22 protein-coding genes are annotated in these 24086 nt (G+C 67.2%); 14 read left to right on the top strand and 8 right to left on the bottom strand.

Annotated elements, in window-relative coordinates; genetic code table 11:
• Positions 1-71: 71 nt before the first annotated feature.
• From B9P64_RS04960 to B9P64_RS04945, 4 genes are all read left to right on the top strand, one after another.
• Positions 72-1346, top strand: a complete 1275-nt coding sequence (locus B9P64_RS04960; RefSeq protein ID WP_085315122.1) for a ribonucleotide-diphosphate reductase subunit beta — start codon at positions 72-74, stop codon at positions 1344-1346.
• Positions 1347-1480: 134 nt separating this feature from the next.
• The gene (locus B9P64_RS04955; protein ID WP_176256725.1) at positions 1481-2347 is read left to right on the top strand and encodes a hypothetical protein; all 867 of its coding nucleotides are present in this window, start codon (positions 1481-1483) and stop codon (positions 2345-2347) included.
• A gap of 70 nt (positions 2348-2417) precedes the next feature.
• Positions 2418-2972 (top strand): YggT family protein, encoded by a 555-nt coding sequence (locus B9P64_RS04950; RefSeq protein WP_085315121.1) that lies wholly within the window; start codon positions 2418-2420, stop codon positions 2970-2972.
• A 7-nt stretch (positions 2973-2979) separates the two neighbouring features.
• Complete coding sequence (locus tag B9P64_RS04945) at positions 2980-3297, top strand: DUF167 domain-containing protein (RefSeq protein WP_085315120.1); 318 nt, start codon at positions 2980-2982, stop codon at positions 3295-3297.
• A gap of 57 nt (positions 3298-3354) precedes the next feature.
• On the opposite strand, the gene B9P64_RS04940 is transcribed toward B9P64_RS04945, so the two are convergent.
• The 8 genes from B9P64_RS04940 to B9P64_RS04905 form a co-directional block, all read right to left on the bottom strand.
• A complete protein-coding gene (locus B9P64_RS04940) occupies positions 3355-3864 on the bottom strand; it encodes an outer membrane lipoprotein (RefSeq protein ID WP_085315147.1) in 510 nt (169 codons plus the stop codon).
• Positions 3865-3911: 47 nt separating this feature from the next.
• Entirely contained in the window at positions 3912-4850 is a 939-nt protein-coding gene (locus tag B9P64_RS04935; RefSeq protein ID WP_085315119.1) for a carbohydrate kinase family protein, read from the bottom strand.
• Positions 4851-4864: 14 nt separating this feature from the next.
• Positions 4865-6238: a DUF3426 domain-containing protein gene (locus B9P64_RS25995; RefSeq protein ID WP_217808645.1), complete on the bottom strand. Its 1374-nt coding sequence runs from the start codon at positions 6236-6238 to the stop codon at positions 4865-4867.
• A gap of 55 nt (positions 6239-6293) precedes the next feature.
• On the bottom strand, positions 6294-7202 hold the full coding sequence (gene prmA / locus B9P64_RS04925; protein WP_235839895.1) for a 50S ribosomal protein L11 methyltransferase: 909 nt from the start codon (positions 7200-7202) through the stop codon (positions 6294-6296).
• 29 nt (positions 7203-7231) lie between these two features.
• Positions 7232-8596: an acetyl-CoA carboxylase biotin carboxylase subunit gene (accC, locus tag B9P64_RS27210; protein ID WP_235839894.1), complete on the bottom strand. Its 1365-nt coding sequence runs from the start codon at positions 8594-8596 to the stop codon at positions 7232-7234.
• A 94-nt stretch (positions 8597-8690) separates the two neighbouring features.
• Entirely contained in the window at positions 8691-9146 is a 456-nt protein-coding gene (accB, locus tag B9P64_RS04915; RefSeq protein ID WP_085315115.1) for an acetyl-CoA carboxylase biotin carboxyl carrier protein, read from the bottom strand.
• 311 nt (positions 9147-9457) lie between these two features.
• On the bottom strand, positions 9458-10033 hold the full coding sequence (locus tag B9P64_RS04910) for a TlpA family protein disulfide reductase (RefSeq protein WP_085315114.1): 576 nt from the start codon (positions 10031-10033) through the stop codon (positions 9458-9460).
• Between the two features lie 27 nt (positions 10034-10060).
• Positions 10061-10633 carry a hypothetical protein gene (locus B9P64_RS04905; protein WP_085315113.1) on the bottom strand — a complete coding sequence of 191 codons (573 nt, stop codon included), beginning with the start codon at positions 10631-10633 and terminating at the stop codon, positions 10061-10063.
• A 143-nt stretch (positions 10634-10776) separates the two neighbouring features.
• On the opposite strand from B9P64_RS04905, the gene mpl reads away from it, so the two are divergent.
• The 10 genes from mpl to B9P64_RS04855 all read left to right on the top strand — a co-directional run bounded on the left by mpl (position 10777) and on the right by B9P64_RS04855 (position 23921).
• Complete coding sequence (gene mpl / locus B9P64_RS04900) at positions 10777-12219, top strand: UDP-N-acetylmuramate:L-alanyl-gamma-D-glutamyl-meso-diaminopimelate ligase (protein WP_085315112.1); 1443 nt, start codon at positions 10777-10779, stop codon at positions 12217-12219.
• Positions 12216-12884, top strand: a complete 669-nt coding sequence (locus B9P64_RS04895) for a YqiA/YcfP family alpha/beta fold hydrolase (RefSeq protein WP_235839893.1) — start codon at positions 12216-12218, stop codon at positions 12882-12884. The genes mpl and B9P64_RS04895 overlap by 4 nt, the downstream gene beginning before the upstream one ends.
• A gap of 30 nt (positions 12885-12914) precedes the next feature.
• Positions 12915-13655, top strand: coding sequence for a 3-oxoacyl-ACP reductase FabG (gene fabG / locus B9P64_RS04890; protein WP_085315111.1), 741 nt, complete (start codon positions 12915-12917; stop codon positions 13653-13655).
• A gap of 165 nt (positions 13656-13820) precedes the next feature.
• Positions 13821-15962 (top strand): RNB domain-containing ribonuclease, encoded by a 2142-nt coding sequence (locus B9P64_RS04885; RefSeq protein ID WP_085315110.1) that lies wholly within the window; start codon positions 13821-13823, stop codon positions 15960-15962.
• A gap of 29 nt (positions 15963-15991) precedes the next feature.
• A complete protein-coding gene (locus B9P64_RS04880; RefSeq protein WP_085315109.1) occupies positions 15992-16888 on the top strand; it encodes an energy transducer TonB in 897 nt (298 codons plus the stop codon).
• Between the two features lie 37 nt (positions 16889-16925).
• Positions 16926-17816, top strand: coding sequence for a shikimate dehydrogenase (gene aroE / locus B9P64_RS04875; RefSeq protein WP_085315108.1), 891 nt, complete (start codon positions 16926-16928; stop codon positions 17814-17816).
• 4 nt (positions 17817-17820) lie between these two features.
• Complete coding sequence (mtgA, locus tag B9P64_RS04870) at positions 17821-18609, top strand: monofunctional biosynthetic peptidoglycan transglycosylase (protein ID WP_085315107.1); 789 nt, start codon at positions 17821-17823, stop codon at positions 18607-18609.
• A 539-nt stretch (positions 18610-19148) separates the two neighbouring features.
• Positions 19149-21074: a PrkA family serine protein kinase gene (locus tag B9P64_RS04865; protein ID WP_085315106.1), complete on the top strand. Its 1926-nt coding sequence runs from the start codon at positions 19149-19151 to the stop codon at positions 21072-21074.
• A 39-nt stretch (positions 21075-21113) separates the two neighbouring features.
• Positions 21114-22382 (top strand): YeaH/YhbH family protein, encoded by a 1269-nt coding sequence (locus tag B9P64_RS04860; protein ID WP_085315105.1) that lies wholly within the window; start codon positions 21114-21116, stop codon positions 22380-22382.
• 15 nt (positions 22383-22397) lie between these two features.
• Positions 22398-23921, top strand: a complete 1524-nt coding sequence (locus tag B9P64_RS04855) for a SpoVR family protein (protein ID WP_085315104.1) — start codon at positions 22398-22400, stop codon at positions 23919-23921.
• Positions 23922-24086: the final 165 nt, after the last annotated feature.

Below are 24086 nucleotides of genomic sequence, written 5' to 3'. Positions count from 1 at the left end.
GCCTTCAGTTTTTCGCGGGTATCGGCGCGCAGTCGCTGCCGGCCCGCCTCATTGAAATCACGGAGAACAACATGCTGTCCTGGGACGACGAACCCGCCGCACAACCCGCAGCCCCGCAACAGGCGCCGCTGACCCCGCGCTTCGAGATGGACCCCTCGCTGCGCCTGCGCGAAGTCGCGCACGAGCTGCGCGAAGTGGTCGAGCAGCTGCAAGTCACGTCGCCGCTGCCGTCGACCCTCGACTACCTGCGTACCGCCCAGGCCGCGCAACTCGCGCCGGTGCAGCGCGCGCCCGTGGCCGCCGCGCCGGTGCGCAAGAGCGCCGCCGACGAGCGCCGCGTGAACGTGGCCGACAAGCGGATCATCAACGGCGCCACCGACGTGAACCAGCTCGTGCCGTTCAAGTACAAGTGGGCCTGGGACAAGTACCTCGCCGGCTGCGCCAACCACTGGATGCCGCAGGAAGTGAACATGGGTCGCGACATCGAGCTGTGGAAGAGCGACAAGCTCACCGAGGACGAGCGCCGGCTGGTCAAGCGCAACCTCGGCTTCTTCGTGACCGCCGATTCGCTGGCCGCGAACAACATCGTGCTCGGCACCTATCGCCACATCACCGCGCCCGAATGCCGCCAGTACCTGCTGCGCCAGGCCTTCGAGGAAGCGATCCACACGCATGCCTACCAGTACATCGTCGAATCGCTCGGGCTCGACGAGTCGGAGATCTTCAACGCCTATCACGAGGTGCAGTCGATCCGCGACAAGGACGAGTTCCTGATCCCGTTCATCGACACGCTGACCAACCCCAACTTCACCACCGGCACGCCCGAGAACGACCAGCTGCTGCTCAAGTCGCTCATCGTCTTCGCCTGCCTGATGGAAGGGCTGTTCTTCTACGTGGGCTTCGTGCAGATCCTGGCGCTCGGCCGGCAGAACAAGATGACCGGCGCGGCCGAGCAGTACCAGTACATCCTTCGCGACGAGTCGATGCACTGCAACTTCGGCATCGACCTGATCAACACCATCAAGATGGAGAACCCGCATCTGTGGACGCCGGCCTTCCGTGAAGAATTGCGCGGGCTGTTCATGCAGGCGGTCGAGCTCGAGTACCGCTATGCCGAAGACACGATGCCGCGCGGCGTGCTGGGTCTGAACGCGCCGATGTTCAAGGGCTATCTGCGCTTCATCGCCAATCGTCGCGCCCAGCAGATCGGTCTCGACGCGATGTTCCCGAACGAGGAAAACCCCTTCCCGTGGATGAGCGAGATGATCGACCTGAAGAAGGAACGCAACTTCTTCGAGACCCGCGTCATCGAGTACCAGACCGGCGGCACGCTCGCCTGGGACTGATACGCAACCGACGGTCATGCGCACGCAACAAAAGCGAGCGCTTTTGGTCCACGCGTTGTTAAAATCAAATTCATATGATTTGTGCTTGAACGAGCGACGGTGACCGCTACCGAATCCGACCCGCCGACCATCGCATGCTCCGGCATGCCGGTCGGTGCAAAGCAGGCGCGCATGGCCTTCGGCCTTGCGCGCCTTTGCGCATTGGTCGGCCGCTTCGTTCAGTTGGCTGCCGACCGGCGGCCGGGCCTTTCATCCAAGTTCGGGTCTGTTCAATTCCCCCTGTGAAGGAGATCGTCATGGCAACTGCCAAGAAGACTGCCGCCAAGAAAGCGCCGGCCAAGAAGGCTGCGGCCAAGAAGGTCGCTGAGAACGTCGTCCCGGTGAAGAAGGTCGCGGCCAAGAAGGCCGTGGCTGCGCCCGCGCCCGCGCCCGCCCCGGCTCCGGTGGCCAAGAAGGCTGCCGCGAAGAAGGCCGTCGCGACCAAGGTCGCCGCCAAGAAGGTCGTGGCCAAGAAGGCTGCGGCCGCTCCGGCGCCGGCACCTGCCGCCAAGAAGGCCGCTGCCGTGAAAACGGTTGCAAGCGCGCCGGTCGCCAAGAAGGCCGCTGCCAAGAAGGCAGCCGTCAAGACCGTGGCGGTGAAGAAGGTCGCCGCCAAGAAGGTCGCGGCCAAGAAGACCGAAACGCCGGTGAAGACCGTCGTCGCAGCCAAGAAGGTTGCCGCCAAGAAGGTCGCCGCGAAGCAGGCCGCCGCCGTCCCGGCCAAGGCACCGGCCAAGAAAGCCGCCGTCGCCAAGAAGGCGGTCGTCGTTGCCAAGAAGGCGCCGGCCAAGAAGGCGGCCGTCGTCACGCCGCCGCCGGCCGCGAAGAAGGCTCCGGCCAAGAAGGCGGTTCCGGCCGCCAAGAAGGCACCGGCCAAGAAGGCCGCCGCGAAGAAGGCGGCCAAGCCCGCCGAAGCCGAGGCCGCGCCGGCCTGGCCCTTCCCGACCACGCCGCGTCCCTGACCGATTCGATTGCGCGCCGGTCGATGACGCCAGCCGGCGTCATCGACGCCGGTGTGGCTGAAGGAGCGTGATGCTGTACGAAATCTTCCGTCTCATCATCGACACCGCCGGCGACATTCTCGGCGGGGCGCTGCTGCTGCGTGCCTACATGCAGTGGGTGCGCCTGTCGCCGCGCAATCCGGTGTCGAGCTTCGTGTTCGCGCTCACCAATCGCATCGTGCTGCCGTTGCGGCGCGTGCTGCCCGGCGTGGGCGGCATCGACTGGGCGAGCATCGTGGCGGCGCTGCTGGTGGCGCTGCTCGTCAATCTGCTGCTCACGCTGCCCATCTACGGTTCGGTCGATCCGATCGGGCTGGTCATCGCGGCGGTGTTCGGCTGCGTGAAATGGGCCGCCTATCTCGTGTTCATGCTGGTCATCGTGCATGTGATCCTGGGCTGGGTGAATCCGCATGCGCCGATGGCGCCGGCCATCGACATGCTGGTCGCGCCACTGCTGGGCCCGATCCGGCGCGTACTGCCGAGTTTCGGCGGCATCGATTTCTCGCCGCTGGTGCTGCTGCTGGTCGTGCAGATCGTGCTGATGCTGGTCGGCCGGATCATGGGCGCGGCCATCGGCGTGTTCTGACGCTGCTGTGGCCGACTGGCTGCGCCGCGACAACGCGGGCCGGGTACTGATCGATCTTCATGTGCAGCCCGGTGCGCGCAGCACCGAGGCTGTCGGCCTGCACGACGGCGCGCTCAAGCTCAAGCTGGCCGCGCCACCGGTGGATGGCAAGGCCAACGAACTTCTCATCAAATGGATTGCCGAGCGTTGCGGCGTGGGCCGGCGCGAGGTGGAACTGGTGTCGGGTCAGACGTCGCGCCGCAAGCGGGTGAGTGTGACGGGCATTGCCGCCGGTGAGCCGGCCTTGCTGGCGCTGATGCGGCAGCTGCAAGGCGACGCGAACTGAAGCGCCACCGTTTTCCTGCTGCAAGCGAGCGGCCTTGCGCCGCCCGCAGCCACCCTATCAGTGCGTGACGCGCGTGCCGCCGGCACCGCTCAGCAGCCGCACCCGGTCGCCGGGCGCGAAGCTTTCGTCGGCTGCCTGCACGATCACGCGCAGATCGCCGTTGTCGAGCTTGACCGTCAGTTCGAGGCCGTTCTGCGCCGAGCCCTTGCCTTCGATGGCCTGACCGGCCAGACCGCCGACGATGGCGCCGCCGATGGCCGCCAGCACCGACCCCTTGCCGCCGCCGACGCTGCTGCCGGCGATGCCGCCGACCACCGCGCCGCCAGCGGTGCCGATGCCGGTCTGGCCCTTGTCGATGGTGACCGGCCGCACGCTTTCGAGCGTGCCCATGCGTACCGTCTGCTCGCGGCCCACGGTGTTGGCGTCATAGACCGAGGCCGAGGTGCGCGGCGCCGCGCAGCCGCCGAGCAGACCGGCCGACAGTGCCGTGACGACCACTGCGGCGACAAGGCCGCGCCCGCGTGACGCGAGCTTCGGGGCATTGCGATTGGCTTGATGGCTTTCCATGATCTTCATCCTCCCTGCACGAGGAGCGTTGTCTTGTGCAAATCACGCTACCACGGTGCCGAGCCGAATTCGGCCGCGAATTGTGAGCGGATATCGGCAGCGGTGAAGTGATGATTCTGGGCCCCGCGATGGGCGATCTTGCGCGCGCCGAGGATGGCTGCGATGCGCCCGGTGATGCTCCAGTCGAGCCCACGCTGCATGCCGAACAGCAGGCCGGCGCGATAGGCATCGCCGCAGCCGGTGGGGTCGACGATGCGCTCGGCCGCGACGCAGGGAATCTCGTGCATCTTGCCGCGCACATGGATTTCCGAGCCCTTGCCGCCGCGTGTCACGACGAACACCGGCGCCAGCTGCACCACTTCTTCGAGCGGCTTGCCGATGCGCTCGCACATCAGCCGCGCCTCGTAGTCGTTGACCGCTACGACCTCGGCCAGCGAGATGAAGTGCAGCAGCTCTTCGCCGTTGAACATCGGCAGGCCCTGGCCCGGATCGAACACGATGCGGATGCCGGCGTCGTGCATCTCCTTGGCGTGCTGGAACATGCCGTCGCGGCCGTCCGGCGCGATGATACCGATCTCGACATTGGGGCCGGCGTCGGCCACATGGTTCTCGTGCGAATGGTTCATCGCGCCCGGGTGGAAGGCGGTGATCTGGTTGTCGGCGCGGTCGGTGGTGATGAAGGCCTGCGCGGTGTAGGCCGACGGAATGCGCTTCACGCAGCGGGTGTCGAGGCCGAGGTTGCGGAAGCGCTCCAGATACACGTCGGAGTCCTGGCCGACCGTGGCCATGACGATGGGCTTGCCGCCGAGCTGGTTGAGGTTGTAGGCGATGTTGCCGGCGGTGCCGCCGAATTCGCGCCGCATTTCGGGCACGAGGAAGGCGACGTTGAGGATGTGAACCTGGTCCGGAAGGATGTGTTCCTTGAACTCGCCGGGGAACACCATGATGGTGTCGAAGGCGACCGAGCCGCAGATGAGCGTTGACATGGTGTGAACCGGTTTCAGGGGAAGAAGGCGTCGACGGTGTAACCCGAGACGCCGCCGACGTCGATCCGGAGCGGAACGACGATCAGCTGTTCGGCCCGCGCGGCCAGGCCGCTGCGCGCAAGGCGCTCGGCATCGGGCTGGGCGGGAAGGTAGTCGGCGGGCGCCAGCATGCGGCGCGCGATGAGCTTGCCCTGCACATCGGTGAGCGAAACGTCGAGTGAGGGCCAGGATTGGTCCCAGCGCGCGTCGTTGCGCAGGCCGGCGCGCAGCTCGTAGGCGCCGGCCTCGCCGGTCTGGCGCAGGTCGGCGCTGGCGATGCGCAGCTGGTCGGCGCGGCGCGGCAGCGCGATGACGCAGCCGAGCCGCGCGCAGGCGGCGTCGAGCGCCGGGCGCGCGGCGGGCAGGACTGCGGCGGCTTCGTCATGAAACAGCCAGAGCGCCTGACCGGCGAGCGTCAGCGTCAGCAGCGGTGCGGCCACGGCGAGCGCGATGCGGCTGCCGCGCGAAACCTGGTCGCGATGCCGCATGAACGAGGGCACGAGATCGGGGTTCTCGGCGATGCCGCGCGGCACCGGCGTGCCGGGCCGGCGCTCGACCTCGATGAGGGTGAGCGGCCCGAGTTCGTCGCTGCCGCCGACCGGCGTGGCGCGCGCCTTCTCGTAGGCGACGGCGGCGCGGGTGGCCCAGGCGCGGTCGAGCGGCGGCTTGGCGGCGGCATCGGGCGCGGCGGGCGGCGCCGGCGCCGCGGATGCGGTCGGCGACGTGCTGTCCGGCGGCTGCGCATCGGTGGCTGGCGCGCTTGCAGCGGGGCGGATCGGGCCGGGCGCCGCAGTTTCGGTGCCGGGCGGCACCGCGGCTGCGGCAGCCGGCGGTGTCGAAGCCGGCGGCGTGCCTGGAATGGTGGCGGCCGGCGCGGCTGGCGGCTGCACTGCGGCAGGAGCAGCAGGGCTGGCGCTGGCCGGGCTGGGTGCCGGCGCGGCCGCCGGAGTAGGTGTCGGCACTGCCACCGGAGCCGGCGCTGCTGCGGGCCTGAGCGGTACCGGCGTTGCCGCAGGCGCGGTTGGCGCGATGTCGGGCCGGGCCGCAGCCGCACCGCCGATCGGCGCGACGACAGGCGCGGCAGGCGTCGGCGCCGGCGGCGCAGTGCCTGTCGGCGGGGTGGCTGGCCGGTCGACGGCGGTCGGCTCGCTGCGTGGCGGCGCTGCCGGCTCTTCCCGGATCACCGTGATCGGCCCGTCGCCGAGCGTGGCCACATAGCGCAGCTGCTCGATGCCGTTGAACACGGTGGCGCAGGAGCCGCATTTCACGAGCCCGCGCCTGAGCTTCAGCTGGTCGGACACGACCCGGAAGGTCGTGCCGCAATTCGGGCAGCGGGTCGCGAGGGCCATGGGCGCCAGGAAGCGTGAGTGGGTGGGATCGCCGTCGCGACGAAGCCGGCGGGCTTCAGCCGGGCCGACGGCCGGCCAAGCATACCCAACCGTCGAGCGTCGCCGCGACGCCCACCGGCAGGCCGCAACCGGCATACACGGCGGCCACTTCGTCGGCCTGGCGCTCGAGCACGCCCGACAGCACCAGCGCGCCGCCCGGCTTGACCTGCGCCACCAGCGCCGGCGCCAGCACCTTGAGCGGATTGGACAGGATGTTGGCCACGACCACGTCGAAGCCGCCGGCCGACACGCTGGTCTCGGCATCGTGAAAGCGCGCCTCGACGCGGTTGCGCGCCGCGTTGTCGCGCGCCGCGATGACCGCGTTGAGATCGATGTCGAGCCCCTCGGTCTCGCCCGCGCCCAGCAGCCGCGCCGCGATGGCCAGGATGCCCGAGCCGCAGCCGTAATCGAGCACGCGCGCGCCGGCCGGCAGCTCGCGCTCCAGCCACTCCAGGCAAAGCCGCGTGGTCGGATGGCTGCCAGTGCCGAAGGCCATGCCCGGGTCGAGCACCATCACATGCTCGGCGCCGGCGGGCGGCTCGTGCCAGCTCGGCACGATCCACAGTCGGCCGATGCCGATCGGATCGAACTGCGCCTGCGTGGCACGCACCCAGTCCTGCTCGTCGACAAGGCGGATCGCCTCGCGCTGCGGCTGGCGGCCGGCGTAGACCTCGGCGAGCCGGGCTTCGAGCGCCAGCGCCGCGTGCTCGGCCGATTCGCCGGCATCGATGAGCACGACCATCAGGTTGTTGGTCCAGGCCGCGACCTGCGGCTCCAGGCCGGGTTCGCCAAAGATCGGCGCCTCGGCGTCGGTATCGAGATCGGCGTCTTCCACCGTCACCGACAGCGCGCCGGCATCGAGCATGGCGTCGCCGAGCGCCTCGGCTTCGGCTTCGCCCATGCGGTAGACGAGTTCCGCGTACATGGGCGTCTCCTTCGCGTGTTGCCGCCCGGTCAGACCGGGCCGTCGCCCTGCTTGCGTTGCGCAAGCCGGTGTTCGAGGTAATGGATGCTGGTGCCGCCCTCGATGAACTTGGGATCGAGCATCAGCTCGCGGTGCAGCGGGATGTTGGTCTTGATGCCCTCGACCACCATCTCGCTCAGCGCCACGCGCATGCGGGCGATCGCCTGATCGCGCGTCTTGCCGTAGGTGATGAGCTTGCCGACCATCGAGTCGTAGTTGGGCGGCACGAAATAGTTGTTGTAGACGTGCGAGTCCACGCGCACGCCGGGGCCGCCCGGCACATGCCAGTTGGTGATGCGGCCCGGGCTCGGGATGAAGGTGAACGGGTCTTCGGCATTGATCCGGCATTCGATGGCATGGCCCTCGAACTTGATCTCGCGCTGCTTGAACGGCAGCGGCTGGTGCGCGGCGATGAGGATCTGCTGCTGCACGATGTCGATGCCGGTAATCATCTCGGTCACCGGATGCTCGACCTGCACCCGCGTGTTCATCTCGATGAAATAGAACTCGCCGTTCTCGTACAGGAACTCGATGGTGCCGGCGCCGCGGTAGCCGATCTTCTTGCAGGCATCGGCACAGCGCGCGCCGATGCGGTCGCGCAGCTTGGGCAGAAGATGCGGCGCCGGGGCTTCTTCAAGCACCTTCTGGTGGCGGCGTTGCATCGAGCAGTCGCGCTCGCCCAGATAGACCACGTTGCCATGCTCGTCGGCCAGGATCTGGATCTCGATGTGGCGCGGATTCTCGAGAAACTTTTCGAGATAGACCTCGGGATTGCCGAAGGCTGCGCCAGCTTCGGCGCGGGTGGTGGTCACCGCGCTGATGAGCGCCGCCTCGGTATGCACCACGCGCATGCCGCGACCGCCGCCGCCGCCCGACGCCTTGATGATGACCGGATAGCCTACGGCCCGCGCGATCTTCACGATCTCCTTCGGGTCTTCGGGCAGGGCGCCGTCCGAGCCCGGCACGCAGGGCACGCCGGCCTTGATCATCGACTGCTTGGCCGAGACCTTGTCGCCCATCAGGCGGATGGTGTCGGGGCGCGGGCCGATGAAGGTGAAGCCCGACTGCTCGACGCGCTCGGCGAAGTCGGCGTTCTCGCTCAGGAAGCCGTAGCCGGGATGGATCGCCTCGGCGTCGCTGACCTCGGCCGCGCTGATGATGGCCGGCACATTGAGATAGCTGAGTGCCGACGGCGCCGGGCCGATGCAGACCGACTCGTCGGCCAGCTTCACGTACTTGGCCTGCGAATCGGCCTCGGAATGGACGACGACCGTCTTGATGTCCATTTCGCGGCAGGCGCGCTGGATGCGCAGCGCGATCTCGCCTCGGTTGGCGATCAGGATTTTCTGGAACATGGGGGTGAAGCCTCGGGATCGGGGAGGGCGCCGGGCGGCGTGGAGCCGGCGGCGGCGCGCAGCTAAATCGTGCGCGCCCGGAAGGCGGGAATGCTCAGCCGATGATGAACAGCGGCTGGCCGTATTCGACCGCCTGACCGTTCTCGACCAGGATCTGCTTGATCTCGCCGCTGGCGTCGGCCTCGATCTCATTGAGCAGCTTCATCGCCTCGATGATGCAGAGCGTGTCGCCTTCCTTGACGGTCGAGCCCAGCTCGATGAACGACTTGGCGCCCGGCGAGGGCGAGCGGTAGAAGGTGCCGACCATCGGCGACTTGACCACATGGCCCTTGGGCGCCTCGGGTTCGGCGGCGGCCACCGGCGCGGCGGCCGGTGCGCCGGCCACGGCGACCGGAGCCGGCGCGGCGGCCTGCTGCACATAGACGGGTGCCGGTGCGGGCGGCGCGGCCTTGACGATGCGTACCTTGCCGTCGGCCTCGGTGACTTCGAGTTCCGAGATGCCGGAGTCGGCGACGAGATCGATGAGCGTCTTGAGCTTGCGGAGATCCATGCGTGTCCTGAAAGGCGTTGCCCGTGCGGCAGGGCCGGAATGCGGCGCTGCGACAGCCGCATCTGATTCAAATTGGCTTCAATTGTAGCCAATTTGTATTTACTGGGGATATTTGCGCTCAACCCGGTGGCAGGGTCATCAAGTGACGGGTTGCACGGCCGGCGCCGTTGGCTGCCGTGCCGGCGGGCGTTGCTGGGTTGGCGCCGTGGCACCCGGACGCCGCGCGGGGCGGCTGGCAAGGCGGCGCAGTGTGGCGACAACGTCGGTCAAAGTCCAGCCATTGCGCCAGCAACCGCCGGCAGCCGCGCCGTTCAGTGCGCGCCGCCGGCGCTGGTCAGACTGGCGCGCAGTGCGGCGAGGTCGAGCCGGCCGGCATGGCGTGCGCGCACCGCGCCGTCGGGGCCGATCACCACGGTGTAGGGCAGGCCGCCGGCCTTGTCGCCGAGCGCGCGCGCATGGTCGGTGCCAGTGGCGGCGCCGAGCAGCAGCGGATAGTCGATGCCGAGCCGGGCGCGGAAGTCGCGCACCGCCTGCGGGCTGTCGATGGCGATGCCCACCAGGCTCACGCCGGCCGGCGCCAGCTCGGTGGCGATGGCTTGCAGCCCGGGCATCTCTTCGACGCAGGGCGCGCACCAGGTGGCCCAGAAGTTGACGACCACGGTGCGGCCGGCGAACTCGCTCAGCGCACGCGAACGGCCATCCAGATCGTCGAAGCGCGCGGCGAACAGCGCCGCCACCGCCGGCTCGGCCGGATGAAAGCCGGCGGCCGTCTTGCCGGCCGGCGCATCGGCCGAACGCGCATCGAGCTGCAAGCCGGCGATCAGGCCGCCGCCCAGCGCCACCGCCGCCGCCAGCAGGCCGATGACCGGCCCGAACTTCAACTTCATCGCTTGCTCCGTTGGCGCATGAAAGATTCAGCCGAGCAGCGCGGCGAGCGCATCGCGCGACAGCCGCTCGGGCACCTGCTCGCCGATCTGCCGCGCCTGACGCGGCGCATAGCAGGTGATGTGCACCGCCTCGCCGCGCCACAGAAAGCTCAGCCGCTCGACCCGGCCGCGCCCGAAGGGGTTGGCGATCTCGTCGGCATCGGCATCGACGCCGGCATTGAGCAGGTCGATGTGCACTTCCTTGCTGGTGTCCACGTAGGCCTGCAAGTACACCTCCGACAGCTCGCCGGCGGTGCCGTTGGCGACCGCGCCGACCAGCCACAGCGGTTGATGGCCGAGCAGCGTCATCACGTCGAGCGCCACGCGGCGCAGCCGCTCGACCCGCGCCGGCTGGCTGTCGCCCTGGTAGAGGCGCTGATAGGTGCGCAGCTCCTCCTCGATTTCGTCGTCGTCGGGCAGCAGGTCGGCATCGCCCTGCTGGCGGCCGAGCACCTCGCGCGCGGCCTTGCGCTTGGCCGAGGCGTAGTCGAGTCCGTCCTCGGCGACGAGGCGGGCGGCGGCGGCGGCGATGCGCTCGCGGAGATGGGCTGAGCTGGACATGGAATCGATGGTAGCGGAGGGGCGGCAGCGGATTGCCGCGCATTCCGCTTGGACGCCGGCCCGGCGTGGCGCGTTCCCGCCCGACGTCGGCGCCGGGCGGACCGCCGGCGCGTCAAAACCCGTCCGATAGAATCCCTCGGCATATGCACATCCACATTCTTGGCATCTGCGGCACCTTCATGGGCGGTGTCGCGCAGCTCGCGCGCCAGGCGGGCCATCGCGTCACCGGTTGCGACGCCAACGTCTATCCGCCCATGAGCAGCCAGCTCGAAGCGGCCGGCATCGAACTGATCTCGGGCTGGTCGCCCGAGCAGCTGGGCCTCGCGCCCGATCTGTTCGTGGTGGGCAATGTGGTCAGCCGCGGCAATCCGCTGATGGAAGCCATCCTTGATCGCGGCCTGCCGTACACCAGCGGCCCGCAATGGGTGGCCGAGCACATCCTCGCCGGCCGGCATGTGCTGGCGGTTGCCGGCACCCACGGCAAGACCACCACCAGCTCGCTGCTGGCCTGGATTCTGGAAGACGCGGGCCTCGCGCCGGGCTTTCTGATCGGCGGCGTGCCGCTCAATTTCGGCGTGTCGGCGCGGCTGCACGGCGACTGGAGCAGCCCCTGCTTCGTCATCGAGGCCGACGAGTACGACACCGCCTTCTTCGACAAGCGCAGCAAGTTCGTGCACTACCGGCCGCGCACCGCCGTGCTCAACAATCTTGAGTTCGACCATGCCGACATCTTTCCCGACCTGGGCGCCATCGAGACCCAGTTCCATCATCTGGTGCGCACCGTGCCGGGCAGTGGCCGGCTGGTGACGAATGCGCGCGAACCGGCGCTGGCGCGGGTGCTGGAACGCGGCTGCTGGTCGGCGGTGGAACGGTTTGGCGCCGAGGACGGCTGGTGGTTGCGCGAGGTGCCGGCCGTCGGTGTCGCCTCGGGCGGCGCGACGCTGATCCCGCCCGCCGCCACCGATCTCGAATTCCTGCGCGGCAATACTGTACTCGGCCGGCTGCCCGCCAGCGCCTTCGACATCGCGCTGCAAGGCGAGCACAACCGCATGAATGCGCTCGCGGCGCTCGCCGCCGCCGAGCACGCAGGCGTGGCGCCGGCCAAGGCCATCGACGCGCTCGCGCGCTTCCGCTCGGTCAAGCGCCGCATGGAGCTGCGCGGCGAGGCGGCCGGCGTGCGCGTGTACGACGATTTCGCGCATCACCCGACCGCCATCGAGACCACCGTCGCCGGCCTGCGCCGCGCCATCGGTCCCGGCCCGCGCATCCTCGCCGTGCTGGAGCCGCGCTCCAACACCATGAAGCTCGGCGCCATGAAGGCCCAGCTGCCGGGTTCGCTTTCGGGCGCCGATCTGGTGTTCGGCTTTGGCGCGCGCGAGGGCCGCGACGCGCTCGGCTGGGATCTGGCCGAGGCGCTCGCGCCGCTCGGCGACCGGGCCCGCGCCTTCCACGAGCTGGCCGATCTGGTCGATGCCGTGGCCGCCGCCGCGCGCCCCGGCGACCGCGTGCTGGTGATGAGCAACGGCGGCTTTGGCGGCGTGCATCACCGGCTGCTCGACGCCCTCGCCGGCAAGGCCGACGCATGAGCGCGCCGCGCATGGACGACTGGCGCGACGGCCGGCCCGGCGGCGCGGGCGAGCGCGGCGACAGCGCGCCGGCAGCCGTCGTGTATTTCCACGGCTTCCGCTCGTCGCCGGCGTCGTTCAAGTCGCGCCGGCTGGCGCGCGCGCTCGACGATCTGGAGCTGGGCGACCGCTTCCATTCGCCGTCGCTGCCGCCGTCGCCCTCGCTGGCGGCGCGGCTGGCCATCGCGGTGTGCCAGGTGGCGCTCAACGGCGCCGATCCGGCACGCGAGCTGGTGGTGGTCGGCTCGTCGCTTGGCGGGCTCTACGCCACGGTCGCGGCCGAGCGGCTCGGTTGCCGCGCGGTGCTCATCAATCCGGCGGTCAATGCCCAGCGCGACCTGTCGGGGCTGGTCGGCACGCACACCTATTTTCACGACGAGAGCCAGAGCTTCGAGTTCCTGCCCGGCTATGTGGACGAGCTGCGCGCGCTCGCGCCGGCCGGCATCACCCGGCCCGAGCGCTATTTCCTCATCGCCGCCACCGGCGACGAGGTGCTCGACTGGCGCGAGGCCGACGCCTTCTACGCCGGCGCGCGCAAGACCATCGTGCAGGGCTCGGATCACGGCCTGTCCGACTTCGAGGACCACCTGCCGGCCATCCTCGATTTCTGCGGCATCGCGGCCTGAGCGCCGCGCCCTTCTCCGGAACAGCAAGCCATGAGACTCAACGCCAAGGTCGCCATCGTCACCGGCGCCGCCAACGGCATCGGCCTGGCCACGGTGCGCAAGTTCGCCGCCGAGGGCGCGATCTGCATCGTCTGCGACCTGGACGCGGCCCAGGTGGATGCCGCCGTCACCGCGCTGCACCGCGACGGCGCCCAGGCGCGGGGCTTCGTCGTCGACGTGACCGACCGCGAGAGCGTCGACACGATGGTCATGGCCACGCTCGACGCCTACGGCCGCATCGACGTGCTGGTGAACAACGCCGGCATCACCCAGGACGCGCGCCTCGTCAAGATGACCGCCGCCCAGTTCGACCGCGTGATCGACGTGAACCTGCGCGGCGTCTTCAACTGCGCGCAGGCGGTCGCCGACGCGATGATCGGCGCCGGGCGCGGCGTGATCCTCAACGCGTCGAGCGTGGTCGGGCTGTACGGCAACTTCGGCCAGACCAACTACGCCGCGACCAAGGCCGGCGTCATCGCCTTCGCCAAGACCTGGGCGCGCGAGCTGGGGCCGAAGGGCATCCGCGTGAATGCCGTCTGCCCGGGTTTCGTCGCGACGCACATCCTCGACACCATCCCGGCCAAGGTGCTCGACCAGATGAAGGCCCATGTGCCGCTCGGCCGCCTCGCCCAGCCCGAAGAAATCGCCAACGTCTATGCCTTCCTCGCCAGCGACGAGGCCAGCTACATCAACGGCGCCGTCATCGAGGTGGGCGGCGGCATGACGGTCTGAGCGCCCGGGCCGCCGGTCCGGGCCGCGCTCGCCGCAAGCCCCACCGGCGCCCGTTACCGTCAGGCGCTAACCTCCGCGCTTTCCGCCGCACGCCGCCCTGCCGGGCGCGCGGCCATCACCTGCTACCCACGGGCCGCTCCGCGCGGCCCTTTTTTGCGATCCACGATGCAAGTTCTGTTTGAAGAAGACGGCGGCTTCAAGGCCGGCGCCGTGCTCGACGCCCACGGCGCCGACGCCACCAACTACCAGGTCGAGATGGCCTCGGGCCGGCGCGTGAAGATCAAGGCCGCCAATGTCGTGCTCAAGTTCGACGCGCCGCCGGCCGACGAGCTGCTGCCCGCCGCGCAGGCGATGGCCGACGAGATCGACCTCGACTTTCTGTGGGAAGTGGCGCCGCAGGACGAATTCGACGTGGCCGCGCTCGGCGCCGAATACTTCGGCGGCAAGCTCAGCCCGGTGCAGTTCGCCGCGCTGCTGCTGCGCGTGCATACCGCGCCGATGTACTTCCGCCGCAAGGGCAAGGGCCGCTACCGCCCGGCGCCCGAAAACGAACTCAAGGCCGCGCTCGCCAGCCAGGAAAAGAAGCGCATCGCCGCCGAAAAGCAGGCCGAACTGGCGCGCGAACTCATCGAGGGCCGGCTGCCGCCGGGCTGGGCCGCCGAGCCCGGCCAGGATCCGGCGCTGGCGCGCGCCGCCTTCCTGCTGTTCAAGCCCGACAAGAACGGCATGGAGTGGAAGGCGCTCGACGCCGCCGCGCACGACTCGCATCAGCAGCCCGAAAAGCTGCTGCTCAAGGCCGGCGCGTTCGCGTCGGTCAAGGATTTGCATCGCGGCCGCTTCCTCGTGGAATGGTTTCCGCGCGGCACCGGCTTTGGCAATTTCGAGCTGCCGACCGCCGCCGTCGACGCCGCCGCCAGCCTGCCGGTCGCCGATGTCCAGGCCTTCTCCATCGACGATTCGCAGACCACCGAGATCGACGATGCGCTGTCGGTGCAATGGCTGGCCGGCGGCACGGTGCGCGTCGGCGTGCACATCGCCGCGCCTGGGCTCGCCATCCGCCCCGGCGATGCGCTCGACGCCATTGCGCGCAAGCGCCTCTCCACCGTCTACACGCCGGGCGAGAAGATCACCATGCTGCCCGACGCGCTGGTGCAGGTGTTCACGCTCGGCGAGGGCACGGCGCGGCCGGCGCTGTCGATCTACGGCGACTTCGATCCCGAATCGGGCGAATGCCTGGCCACCAGAACCGTGGTCGAGCGCGTGCCCATCGCCGCCAACCTGCGCCACGACCAGCTCGATGCGCTCATCACCGAGCAGACGCTGGTCGACGACGACACCGAATTCCCGTTCAAGCGCGAGCTGCGCATGCTGGCCCGCCTCGGTGACCGGCTCGCCAGCGACCGCGAGCAGATTCGCGGCAAGCCCGAGCCGCGCAACCGCACCGACTTCAACTTCCGCGTGGTGGTGGGCGACGACGGCGCCGAGCGCATCGTCATCGACCAGCGCAAGCGCGATGCGCCGCTCGACCGCATCGTGGCCGAGTGGATGATCTTCGCGAACAGCAACTGGGGCCGCCTGCTCGACGAGGCTGGCGTGCCCGGCATCTACCGCGTGCAGACGCACTGGGCCCGGCCCGGCGCGCGCCAGAGCGCGGTGCGCATGCAGACGCATGCGGCGCAGCACATCGGCATCGGCGTCAAGCACTACGCCTGGAGCAGCTCGCCGCTGCGCCGCTATGTCGATCTGGTGAACCAGTGGCAGATCCTGGCCGTCGCGCGCGGCGAGCCGGTGCCCTTCCCCAAGAACTCGGCCGAGCTGTTCGCGATCATCGGCGCCTTCGATGCGGCCTACGCGGCCTATGCCAGCGTGCAGTCGGCGCTGGAGCGCTACTGGTGCTTGCGCTGGCTGGCGCAGGAAGGCTGCATCGGCGGCGGCAAGCGGCTCGACGCCGTGGTGCTGCGCAACGAGAACGTGCGCCTCGCCGCGCTGCCGCTGGTGCTGTCGCTGGCCGGCATCGGCCATCTGCCGCCGGGCACGCGGGTTGAAGTCGACGTGATCGCGGTCGACGAAGCCGCGCTCACGGTCGAAGGCCGGCTCGCCGCCGTCCACGAGGAAGCCGCGCCCGCCGACGTGGAGGCGCTGGAAGACGACCTGCCCGACAGCACCGACGCCGTGGCCGAGGAAGCCGAGGGCGAAGCCGCCGTGGTCGGCGCCGCGCCGGCCGCCGATGCCGATGCCGGCGACGGGGAAGTCCCCGCTGCCGCCACGCCCGCGACGGCGGACGATGCGCCAGCCGGCACTGTCTGAGTGCCGGCCCGCCGCTAGAATCCGCCGCCATGACCGAGACCCTGAGCGCCCCGCGCCGCTTCGATTTGCGCGACTGGTATGACCGCAACCGCGTGCTGGCCGTCGCGCTCGCCGCGTCCTTTCTGCTGCACGGCCTCGGGCTGACGATCCATTTCGTCGCGCCCGAAACCTTCGAGATCAAGGCGAAGGACCCCGGCATCGAGGTCGTCATCGTCAACAGCCGCAGCGAGCGCGCGCCGGCCCAGGCCGATGTGCTGGCCCAGGTCGCGCTCGAAGGCGGCGGCGACCACGAGACCAAGCGCGCCGGCACGCCGCTGCCCAATGTCGGCGTCGAGAAGCCCGGCGATGCGCTCAACGATGCGGTGCGCAAGCTCCAGCAGCTCGAAGCCGAGCAGAAGAAGCTGCTCAGCTCGCTCGACAAGAACGGCCGGCCGATCGCCGCCGCCAACGACGCGCCCACGCCGGCGCCCGATCCCAAGCTCAACGGCGCCGACCTGATCGACTCGGCGCGCGCCTATGCGCGCCAAGCCGCCATCGTCCAGGAGCGCATCGAGGAAGAGAACAGGCGCCCGCGCAAGCACTTCTTCGGCACCGGCGCGCGCGACTATTCGGCCGCGCTCTACGTCGAGAACTTCCGCAGCAAGGTCGAGAAGTGGGGCAACCTCAACTATCCCGAGGAGGCGCGCGGCAAGGTCTACGGCGCGGTGCAGATCAGCGTGGTGATCGATGCCGACGGCAGCATCGTCGACATCGGCGTGGACAAGAGTTCGGGCCACAAGCTGCTCGACCAGGCCGCGCTCAACATCGTCCGGCGCGCCGCGCCCTATGGCCGCTTCACCGCGCAGATGAAGGGCGAGATGGATTTGCTGTCCATCACCCGCACCATGATGTTCACCAACGACCAGCTCGAAACCCGCGCCAAGTGAGCCGGTTTTTCGCGCCGGTCTCATCGCCGCCCGCCCCGTGACCGCCAACTCCGCCGCCCGCACCGACCGCTATGCCGTGGTCGGCAATCCCATCGCGCACAGCCGCTCGCCGCAGATTCACGCCCGCTTTGCGGCCCAGACCGGCGAGCCGGTGAGCTATGACCGCATCCTCGCGCCGCTCGACGGCTTTGCCGCCACCGCGCGCGCCTTCTTCGCCGACGGCGGCCGCGGCCTGAACGTGACCGTGCCGTTCAAGCTCGACGCCTTCCGGCTCGCCGACCGGCTCAGCGAGCGCGCCGCCCATGCCGGCGCCGTCAACACGCTGTGGATCGACGCCGACGGCCGCATCCAGGCCGACAACACCGACGGCATCGGCATCGTGCGCGACCTGCGCGACAACCTCGGCGTGACGCTGGCCGGCGCGCGCGTGCTGCTGCTCGGCGCCGGCGGCGCGGCGCGCGGCGCGCTGCTGCCGCTGGTCGACGCCGGTCCGGCCGAGATCGTGATCGCCAACCGCACCGAGGCGCGCGCCGAGGAGCTGGCGGCGTCGGCGCTCGCCGCGCGTGCCGGCGGCGGCGGCGCCGCAACCCCGGGCGCCACCCGCCTCGGCGCCAGCCGCTTCGATGCGCTGGCCGGCCGCTTCGATGTCGTCATCAACGCCACCAGCGCCAGCCTCGACGGCGGCCTTCCACCTGTTGACGATGCCCTCTTGAAGGATGCGGGTTTTGTTTACGACATGATGTACGGCGCAAACCCGACAAGTTTTCTCGTCCATTCGGCCGCCTGCGGCGCCACGCGGCTGGCCGACGGCCTCGGCATGCTGGTCGAGCAGGCCGCCGAATCCTTCTTCGACTGGCGCGGCAAGCGGCCCGAGACCGGCGGCGTCATCGCCGCCATCCGCGCCGAGCTGGCCGCCAGCCGGCCCTGAGCCGATGCGCATGGGCGCCGGCATCGCTGGCCTCGCCGGCACGCTCTGGCGGCTGGCGCTCATGGCCGGCGCCGGCGCGCTGGTGGTGCAGGCGCTGTTCTTCTGCAAGATCGGGCTCTGGGTCGTGATCGATCCGGGCACGACCAGCTTCATGCGGGCCCAGCAGCTGCGGCTCGAAAGCCCCGAGCCCAATGTGCCGCGCGCCGAAGTTCCCGCCGCCCAGCCGCGCCGCGCTGCCGCCAATCCGCCGCCGCGCCCGGCCGGCCAGCCGGTCATCCAGCACGCCTGGGTGCCCTACGAGCGCATCAGCCGCAACATCAAGCGCGCGGTCATCGCCGCCGAGGACAGCAATTTCACCGAGCACGACGGCGTCGACTGGGATGCGCTGGAGCGCGCCTGGCAGAAGAACCAGCGCCGTGGCCATGTGGTGGCGGGTGGCTCCACGCTGACCCAGCAGCTCGCCAAGAACCTCTTCCTCACGCCCGAGCGCAGCTATGTGCGCAAGGCGCAGGAGTTCGCCATCACCTGGATGCTCGAGTTCTGGATGGACAAGCCGCGCATCCTCGAGGTCTATCTCAACGTCGTGGAATGGGGTGTCGGCGTGTTCGGCATCGAGGCGGCGGCGCATCACTACTACGGCGTGAACGCCGCCGTGCTGACCGCGCCGCAGGCCGCCCGGCTGGCCGCGATGCTGCCCAATCCGCGCTACTTCGACCGCAATCGCAACCATCCCCAGTTGCTGCGCAAGGCTGGCATCGTGCTGGCACGCATGAATGGCGCAGCGCTGCCCTGAGACTTTGCGCACCGCCGGCTGCAAGCCGGTTTCACGCTTCGGGGTTAAGACGCTGGCAGGCGCGCAAGTCCACCGCTTATTCTGATTTCCGGAACACACGCGCTCCCTACAGTGGACTCGTGACCTGCCGATGAGCGAGTCGGGCGCTTGTTACCAATACCCGCTCGACACTCGGCACGAATGTTGCCAACGTGAGCTTGTCGCGGTCGTCCGTGCCGTCACGTTGTCGCTCTTTGAGCGCTCTTTAGTTTCCTCCTGCCGCTTACGCCCGCGCTCGCCCGACTGGCTTCGTCAATCGCCCCCCATTGCGGGCAGTTGCCTGTCCCGCAGCTACCGAACGCGTGCACGGTTTGCGCCTGATGCCCTTCGGTGTTGCGCGTTTTCCGGCAGGACCGAACCAATGACCCCGTGAAAGGTCTGGTTCCGAAAGATCGAATCATTGTCGATTCTTTCCCAAAGCTCTTTTTCCCGCTCTTTGCTGCCGCGTCATTGAATATTTTCATTGCCGCCCGGCTGCCGCCGGGTCAAGGGAGGGCGATATGGGAAACTTGCTGGATCGATTCCACGAGTCGTATAGCGCGAAGCAAAGCGTCGAAATGACGCTGGAGGAATATCTCCAGCTTTGCGCCCGCGATCCGATGGCTTACGCCACGCCAGCCGAGCGCATGCTCGCGGCGATTGGCGAACCGGAAATCGTCGATACCCGGAGCGATCCGCGGCTGTCGCGCATCTTCAGCAATCGGGCCTTGCGGCATTACCCCGCATTCGATGGTTTTTTCGGCATGGAAGCGGCGATCGAGCAGATCGTTTCGCATTTCCGCCACGCCGCCCAGGGCCTCGAAGAAAAGAAGCAGGTGCTCTATCTGCTCGGGCCGGTTGGCAGCGCCAAGAGTTCTCTTGCCGAGAAGCTCAAGCTGCTGATGGAGAAATACCCCATCTATGCGCTCAAGGGTTCGCCCATCAACGAGTCGCCGCTCGGCCTGTTCAATCCGCTCGACTATGCGGATGTATTGGAGCAGGACTACAAGATTCCGCGTCGCTATCTCACCGGCATTACCAGCCCGTGGGCGCAGAAGCGCCTGGCCGAATACGACGGCGATCTGCGCAAGTTCAAGGTGGTGCGCATCCAGCCCTCGGTGCTCAATCAGGTCGGCATTGCCAAGACCGAGCCGGGCGACGAAAACAATCAGGACATTTCTTCGCTGGTCGGCAAGGTCGATATCCGCAAGCTCAAGCTGTTTGCCCAGGACGATCCCGACGCTTACAGCTATTCGGGCGGCCTGTGCATCGCCAATCAGGGCATTCTCGAATTCGTCGAAATGTTCAAGGCACCGATCAAGATGCTGCATCCGCTGTTGACGGCGACGCAGGAAGGCAATTTCAAGGGCACCGAAGGCTTTGGCGCGATTCCGTTCCAGGGCGTGATTCTGGCGCACTCGAACGAAAGCGAATGGCAGAACTTCCGCAACAACAAGCACAACGAGGCTTTCCTCGACCGGATCAATGTGGTCAAGGTGCCGTATTGCCTGCGCGTGCATGAGGAAGTGAAGATTTATCGCAAGCTGCTCGATCACAGCTCGCTGACTGCTGCACCCTGCGCGCCCGGCACCCTCGAAATGATGGCGCAATTCAGCGTGCTCACGCGGCTGGAAGATCCCGAGAATTCGAGCATCTATTCGAAGATGCGCGTGTATGACGGTGAAAACATCAAGGACACCGATCCGCGCGCCAAGACCATCCAGGAATACCGCGATTTCGCTTCGCCCGACGAAGGCATGCAGGGCAGTTCGACCCGTTATGCCTACAAGATTTTGTCGCAGGTCTTCAATTACGACACGCAGGAGATTGCCGCCAATCCGGTGCATCTGATGTATGTGCTCGAACAGAAGATCGAATCCGACAATCTGCCCGAGGAAACCAAGCGCAAGCACATTTCCTACATCAAGGATTGGCTTGCGCCGCGCTATGCCGATTTCCTCACCAAGGAAATCCAGACCGCCTACCTCGAAACCTATTCGGAATACGGCCAGAACCTGTTCGACCGCTATGTGACCTATGCCGATTACTGGGTGCAGGGCCAGGATTACCGCGATCTGAATACCGGCGAATCCTACGACCGCGCGATGCTCAACAGCGAACTCGAAAAGATCGAGAAGCCCGCCGGCATCAGCAATCCGAAGGATTTCCGCCAGGAAATCGTCAATTTCGTGCTGCGGGCGCGTGCGGCCAATGGCGGCAAGAATCCGGTCTGGACCTCGTATGAAAAGCTGCGCGAGGTGATCGAGAAGCGCATGTTCTCCAATACCGAGGAGCTGTTGCCCGTCATTGCATTCACGGCCAAGGGATCGGCCGAGGAGCAGAAAAAGCACGAATCGTTTGTGACCCGGATGCTTTCCAAGGGCTATACGGAGAAACAGGTTCGCGTGCTGGTCGAATGGCATCAGCGCACCAAGAAAAGCAGTTGACCCGCCGCAGGGTGTGAGGTCTCGGCCTCGGGAGGACGAATGTCCAGCATCATTGATCGCCGCCCCAACGGGCGGCACAAGAACGCCGCCAATCGCGAACGCTTCATTCGCCGCTACAAGCAGCAAATCAAGCGTGCGATCGCCGACACCATTTCCGGACGCAGCATCAAGGACATGGACGGCGCAGCCGAAGTCACGATCGACGAGCGCGGTATTACCGAGCCGTCGTTTCGCAACGGCCAGGGCGGCAACAATATCTGGGTGAATCCGGGCAACCGGAAATTCGTCCCAGGCGATGAAATCCCGAAGCCGAAAGAAGGCGGCGGGCAGGGCGGTCATGGCGGCGAGGGTGAAGACAGTTTCACTTTCACGCTGTCGCGCGAAGAGTTCATGCAACTCTTCTTCGACGACCTTGAATTGCCCAATCGCCTGCGCGAGGAACTTGCGCTATCGCCGGAAATGAAATCGCGCAATGCCGGTTATGCGCGCGAGGGCTCGCCAAGCCGATTGTCGGTCATGCGCACGATGCGCCAGGCATCGGCGCGGGCGCTGGCACTTTCCGACGATCCCAACGATGAGGAAATGGCGCTTCAGGCGCTGCTCGACGAAGCGCGGGCGCGTGGCGATTCGCTCGCCGTCATTGCCGAGATCGAGCGCCAATTGATGGCCTTGCAGGAAGAGCGGCTGGAGCGCGTGCCCTATCTGGAAGAGCTTGATCTGCGCTATCGCAATCGCACGACTTATCCGGCGCCGGCTTTCAAGGCGGTGATGTTCTGCCTGATGGACGTGTCTGGCTCGATGGATGAGCACAAGAAGGATCTGGCCAAGCGATTCTTCACGCTGCTGCACCTGTTTCTCACGCGCAAATACGATCAGGTCGATCTGGTCTTCATCCGCCATACCGAATCGGCGCAGGAAGTCGATGAGCAGACCTTCTTCTTCGACCGGCAATCGGGTGGCACGCGGGTGGCAAGCGCGCTCGAATTGATGATCGAGATCATGCGTGCCCGCTATTCGCGTGGCTGGAATGTGTATGCGGCCCAGGCCTCGGATGGCGATTGTCTGATGGACGATGGCGTGCGTTCGGTTGGGCTGCTGCAGAAGGAAATCTTTCCCAAGCTGCGTTATTTTGCCTATATCGAAACCCGCGACGAGGACGATTTTTCGATGCGGCCGACCGGCCTGTGGAGCGCCTATTCACCGCTCGACGGCAAGCCGGTGTTTTCCATGCGGCATGTGGCGGCACCCAACGAGATTTATCCGGTGTTTCGCGGCTTGTTCGAAAAGCGCGCGACCGAAAAGCGCTAATCAGGAGGGCGGGCAATGGGCTATATCTCGACCGGCAGCGAATGGACCTTCGATCTCATCCACGCCTTCGACAAGGCGATCGGCGAGATTGCGCTCAATGAATTCAAGCTCGACATCTATCGCAACCGACTCGAGGTGATCGGCTCGGAGCAGATGCTCGATGCTTATGCGTCGGCCGGCATGCCGGTGCATTACGCGCATTGGTCCTACGGCAAGGAGCTGGTGCGAAACGAGCGCGCCTACAAAACCGGCCGTCAGGGGCTTGCCTATGAGATCGTGATCAATTCCGATCCCTGCATTGCCTATCTGATGGAAGAAAACACCATGCTGATGCAGGCGCTGGTGATTGCGCATGCGAGCTACGGCCATAACGCGGTATTCAAGGGCAATTACCTGTTCCGGCAATGGACCCAGGCCGATGGCATTCTCGATTACCTGGTGTTTGCGCGCGATTACGTGCGCAAGTGCGAGGAGCGTTACGGCATCGATGCGGTCGAGGACGTGCTCGATGCGGCCCATGCATTGCAGCATCACGGTGTTGACCGCTATCGCCGGCCGCCGCCGCTGTCGGCCGATGCCGAACGCCGGCGCCAGGAAGAATCGGATGAAACGCGCCGCCTGATGTACGACGATTTGATGGCGCGCACCACGCTCAAGCACGCAGCCGAAATCGAGGCCAAGCACGACCGCTATCCGCCCGAGCCGGAAGAGAATCTGCTGTATTTCATCGAAAAGAATGCGCCCAAGCTGGCCACCTGGCAGCGCGAGGTGGTGCGCATCGTGCGCAAGATGGCGCAGTACTTTTATCCGCAGACGCAAACCCAGGTGCTGAATGAAGGCTATGCCACTTTCACGCACTACAACATCCTGAATCGGATGTACGAAAAGGGCCTCATCAACGATGCCTACATGATGGAATTCCTGCATTCGCACACCAATGTGGTGTTTCAGCGCCAGGATCCTGAAGGCCAGAAGATGTACCCGATCAATCCTTATGCGCTCGGCTTTGCCATTTACCGCGATATCCAGCGCATCTGCCTGCATCCCAGCGAGGAAGACAAGCACTGGTTCCCGGAATTTGCGGGCAGCAAGGATTGGGTCAAGGTGACCGACTTCGCGATGCGCAATTTCAAGGATGAATCCTTCATCCGGCAATTCCTGTCGCCGACCGTCATCCGCGATTTCCGTTTCTTTGCGGTGGAGGACAGCGTCAACAAGAGCGTTTATCGCGTCGATGCAATTCACAATGAAGACGGTTATCGGCGCGTGCGCAGTCTGCTGGCCGATCAATATGCGCGTGAGAATCGCGTGCCCGATATTCAGGTCACGCAATACAACCGGCTGACCGATCGCTCGCTCACGCTCACGCATACGCGCGCCAATCAGCGCCCGCTCGACGACGAAAGTGCCGGCAAGACGTTGGAGCATCTGGCCAATCTGTGGGGCTTTCCGGTGCGGGTCGAATCGCGCGATCCGGGTTCGGAAGCGCGGGTCGGTCTGCTCACGCGCTCGCCGCGCGGGCTGGCGGCGACGGCCTGATTTGCGCCGCCTGATCGGTGCCGCATTGTCGGCGCCGCGTTTTTTTCCACGCCACCGGGCGGCCGCGCTTCAGTCGCGTCCGTCGAGCAGCGGCTCCAGCCCCTGGGCCAGGGTGTCACGCAGCAATTTGACCCGCGCACTGCCACGGGTGCTGCGATGCCCGAC

It is taken from the genome of Derxia lacustris, from assembly GCF_002105195.1.
GTDB classification, from domain to species: Bacteria; Pseudomonadota; Gammaproteobacteria; order Burkholderiales; family Burkholderiaceae_E; genus Derxia; species Derxia lacustris.
Note: the sequence above shows the minus strand (reverse complement) of the source record. Positions and strands in the feature narration are given on the sequence as shown.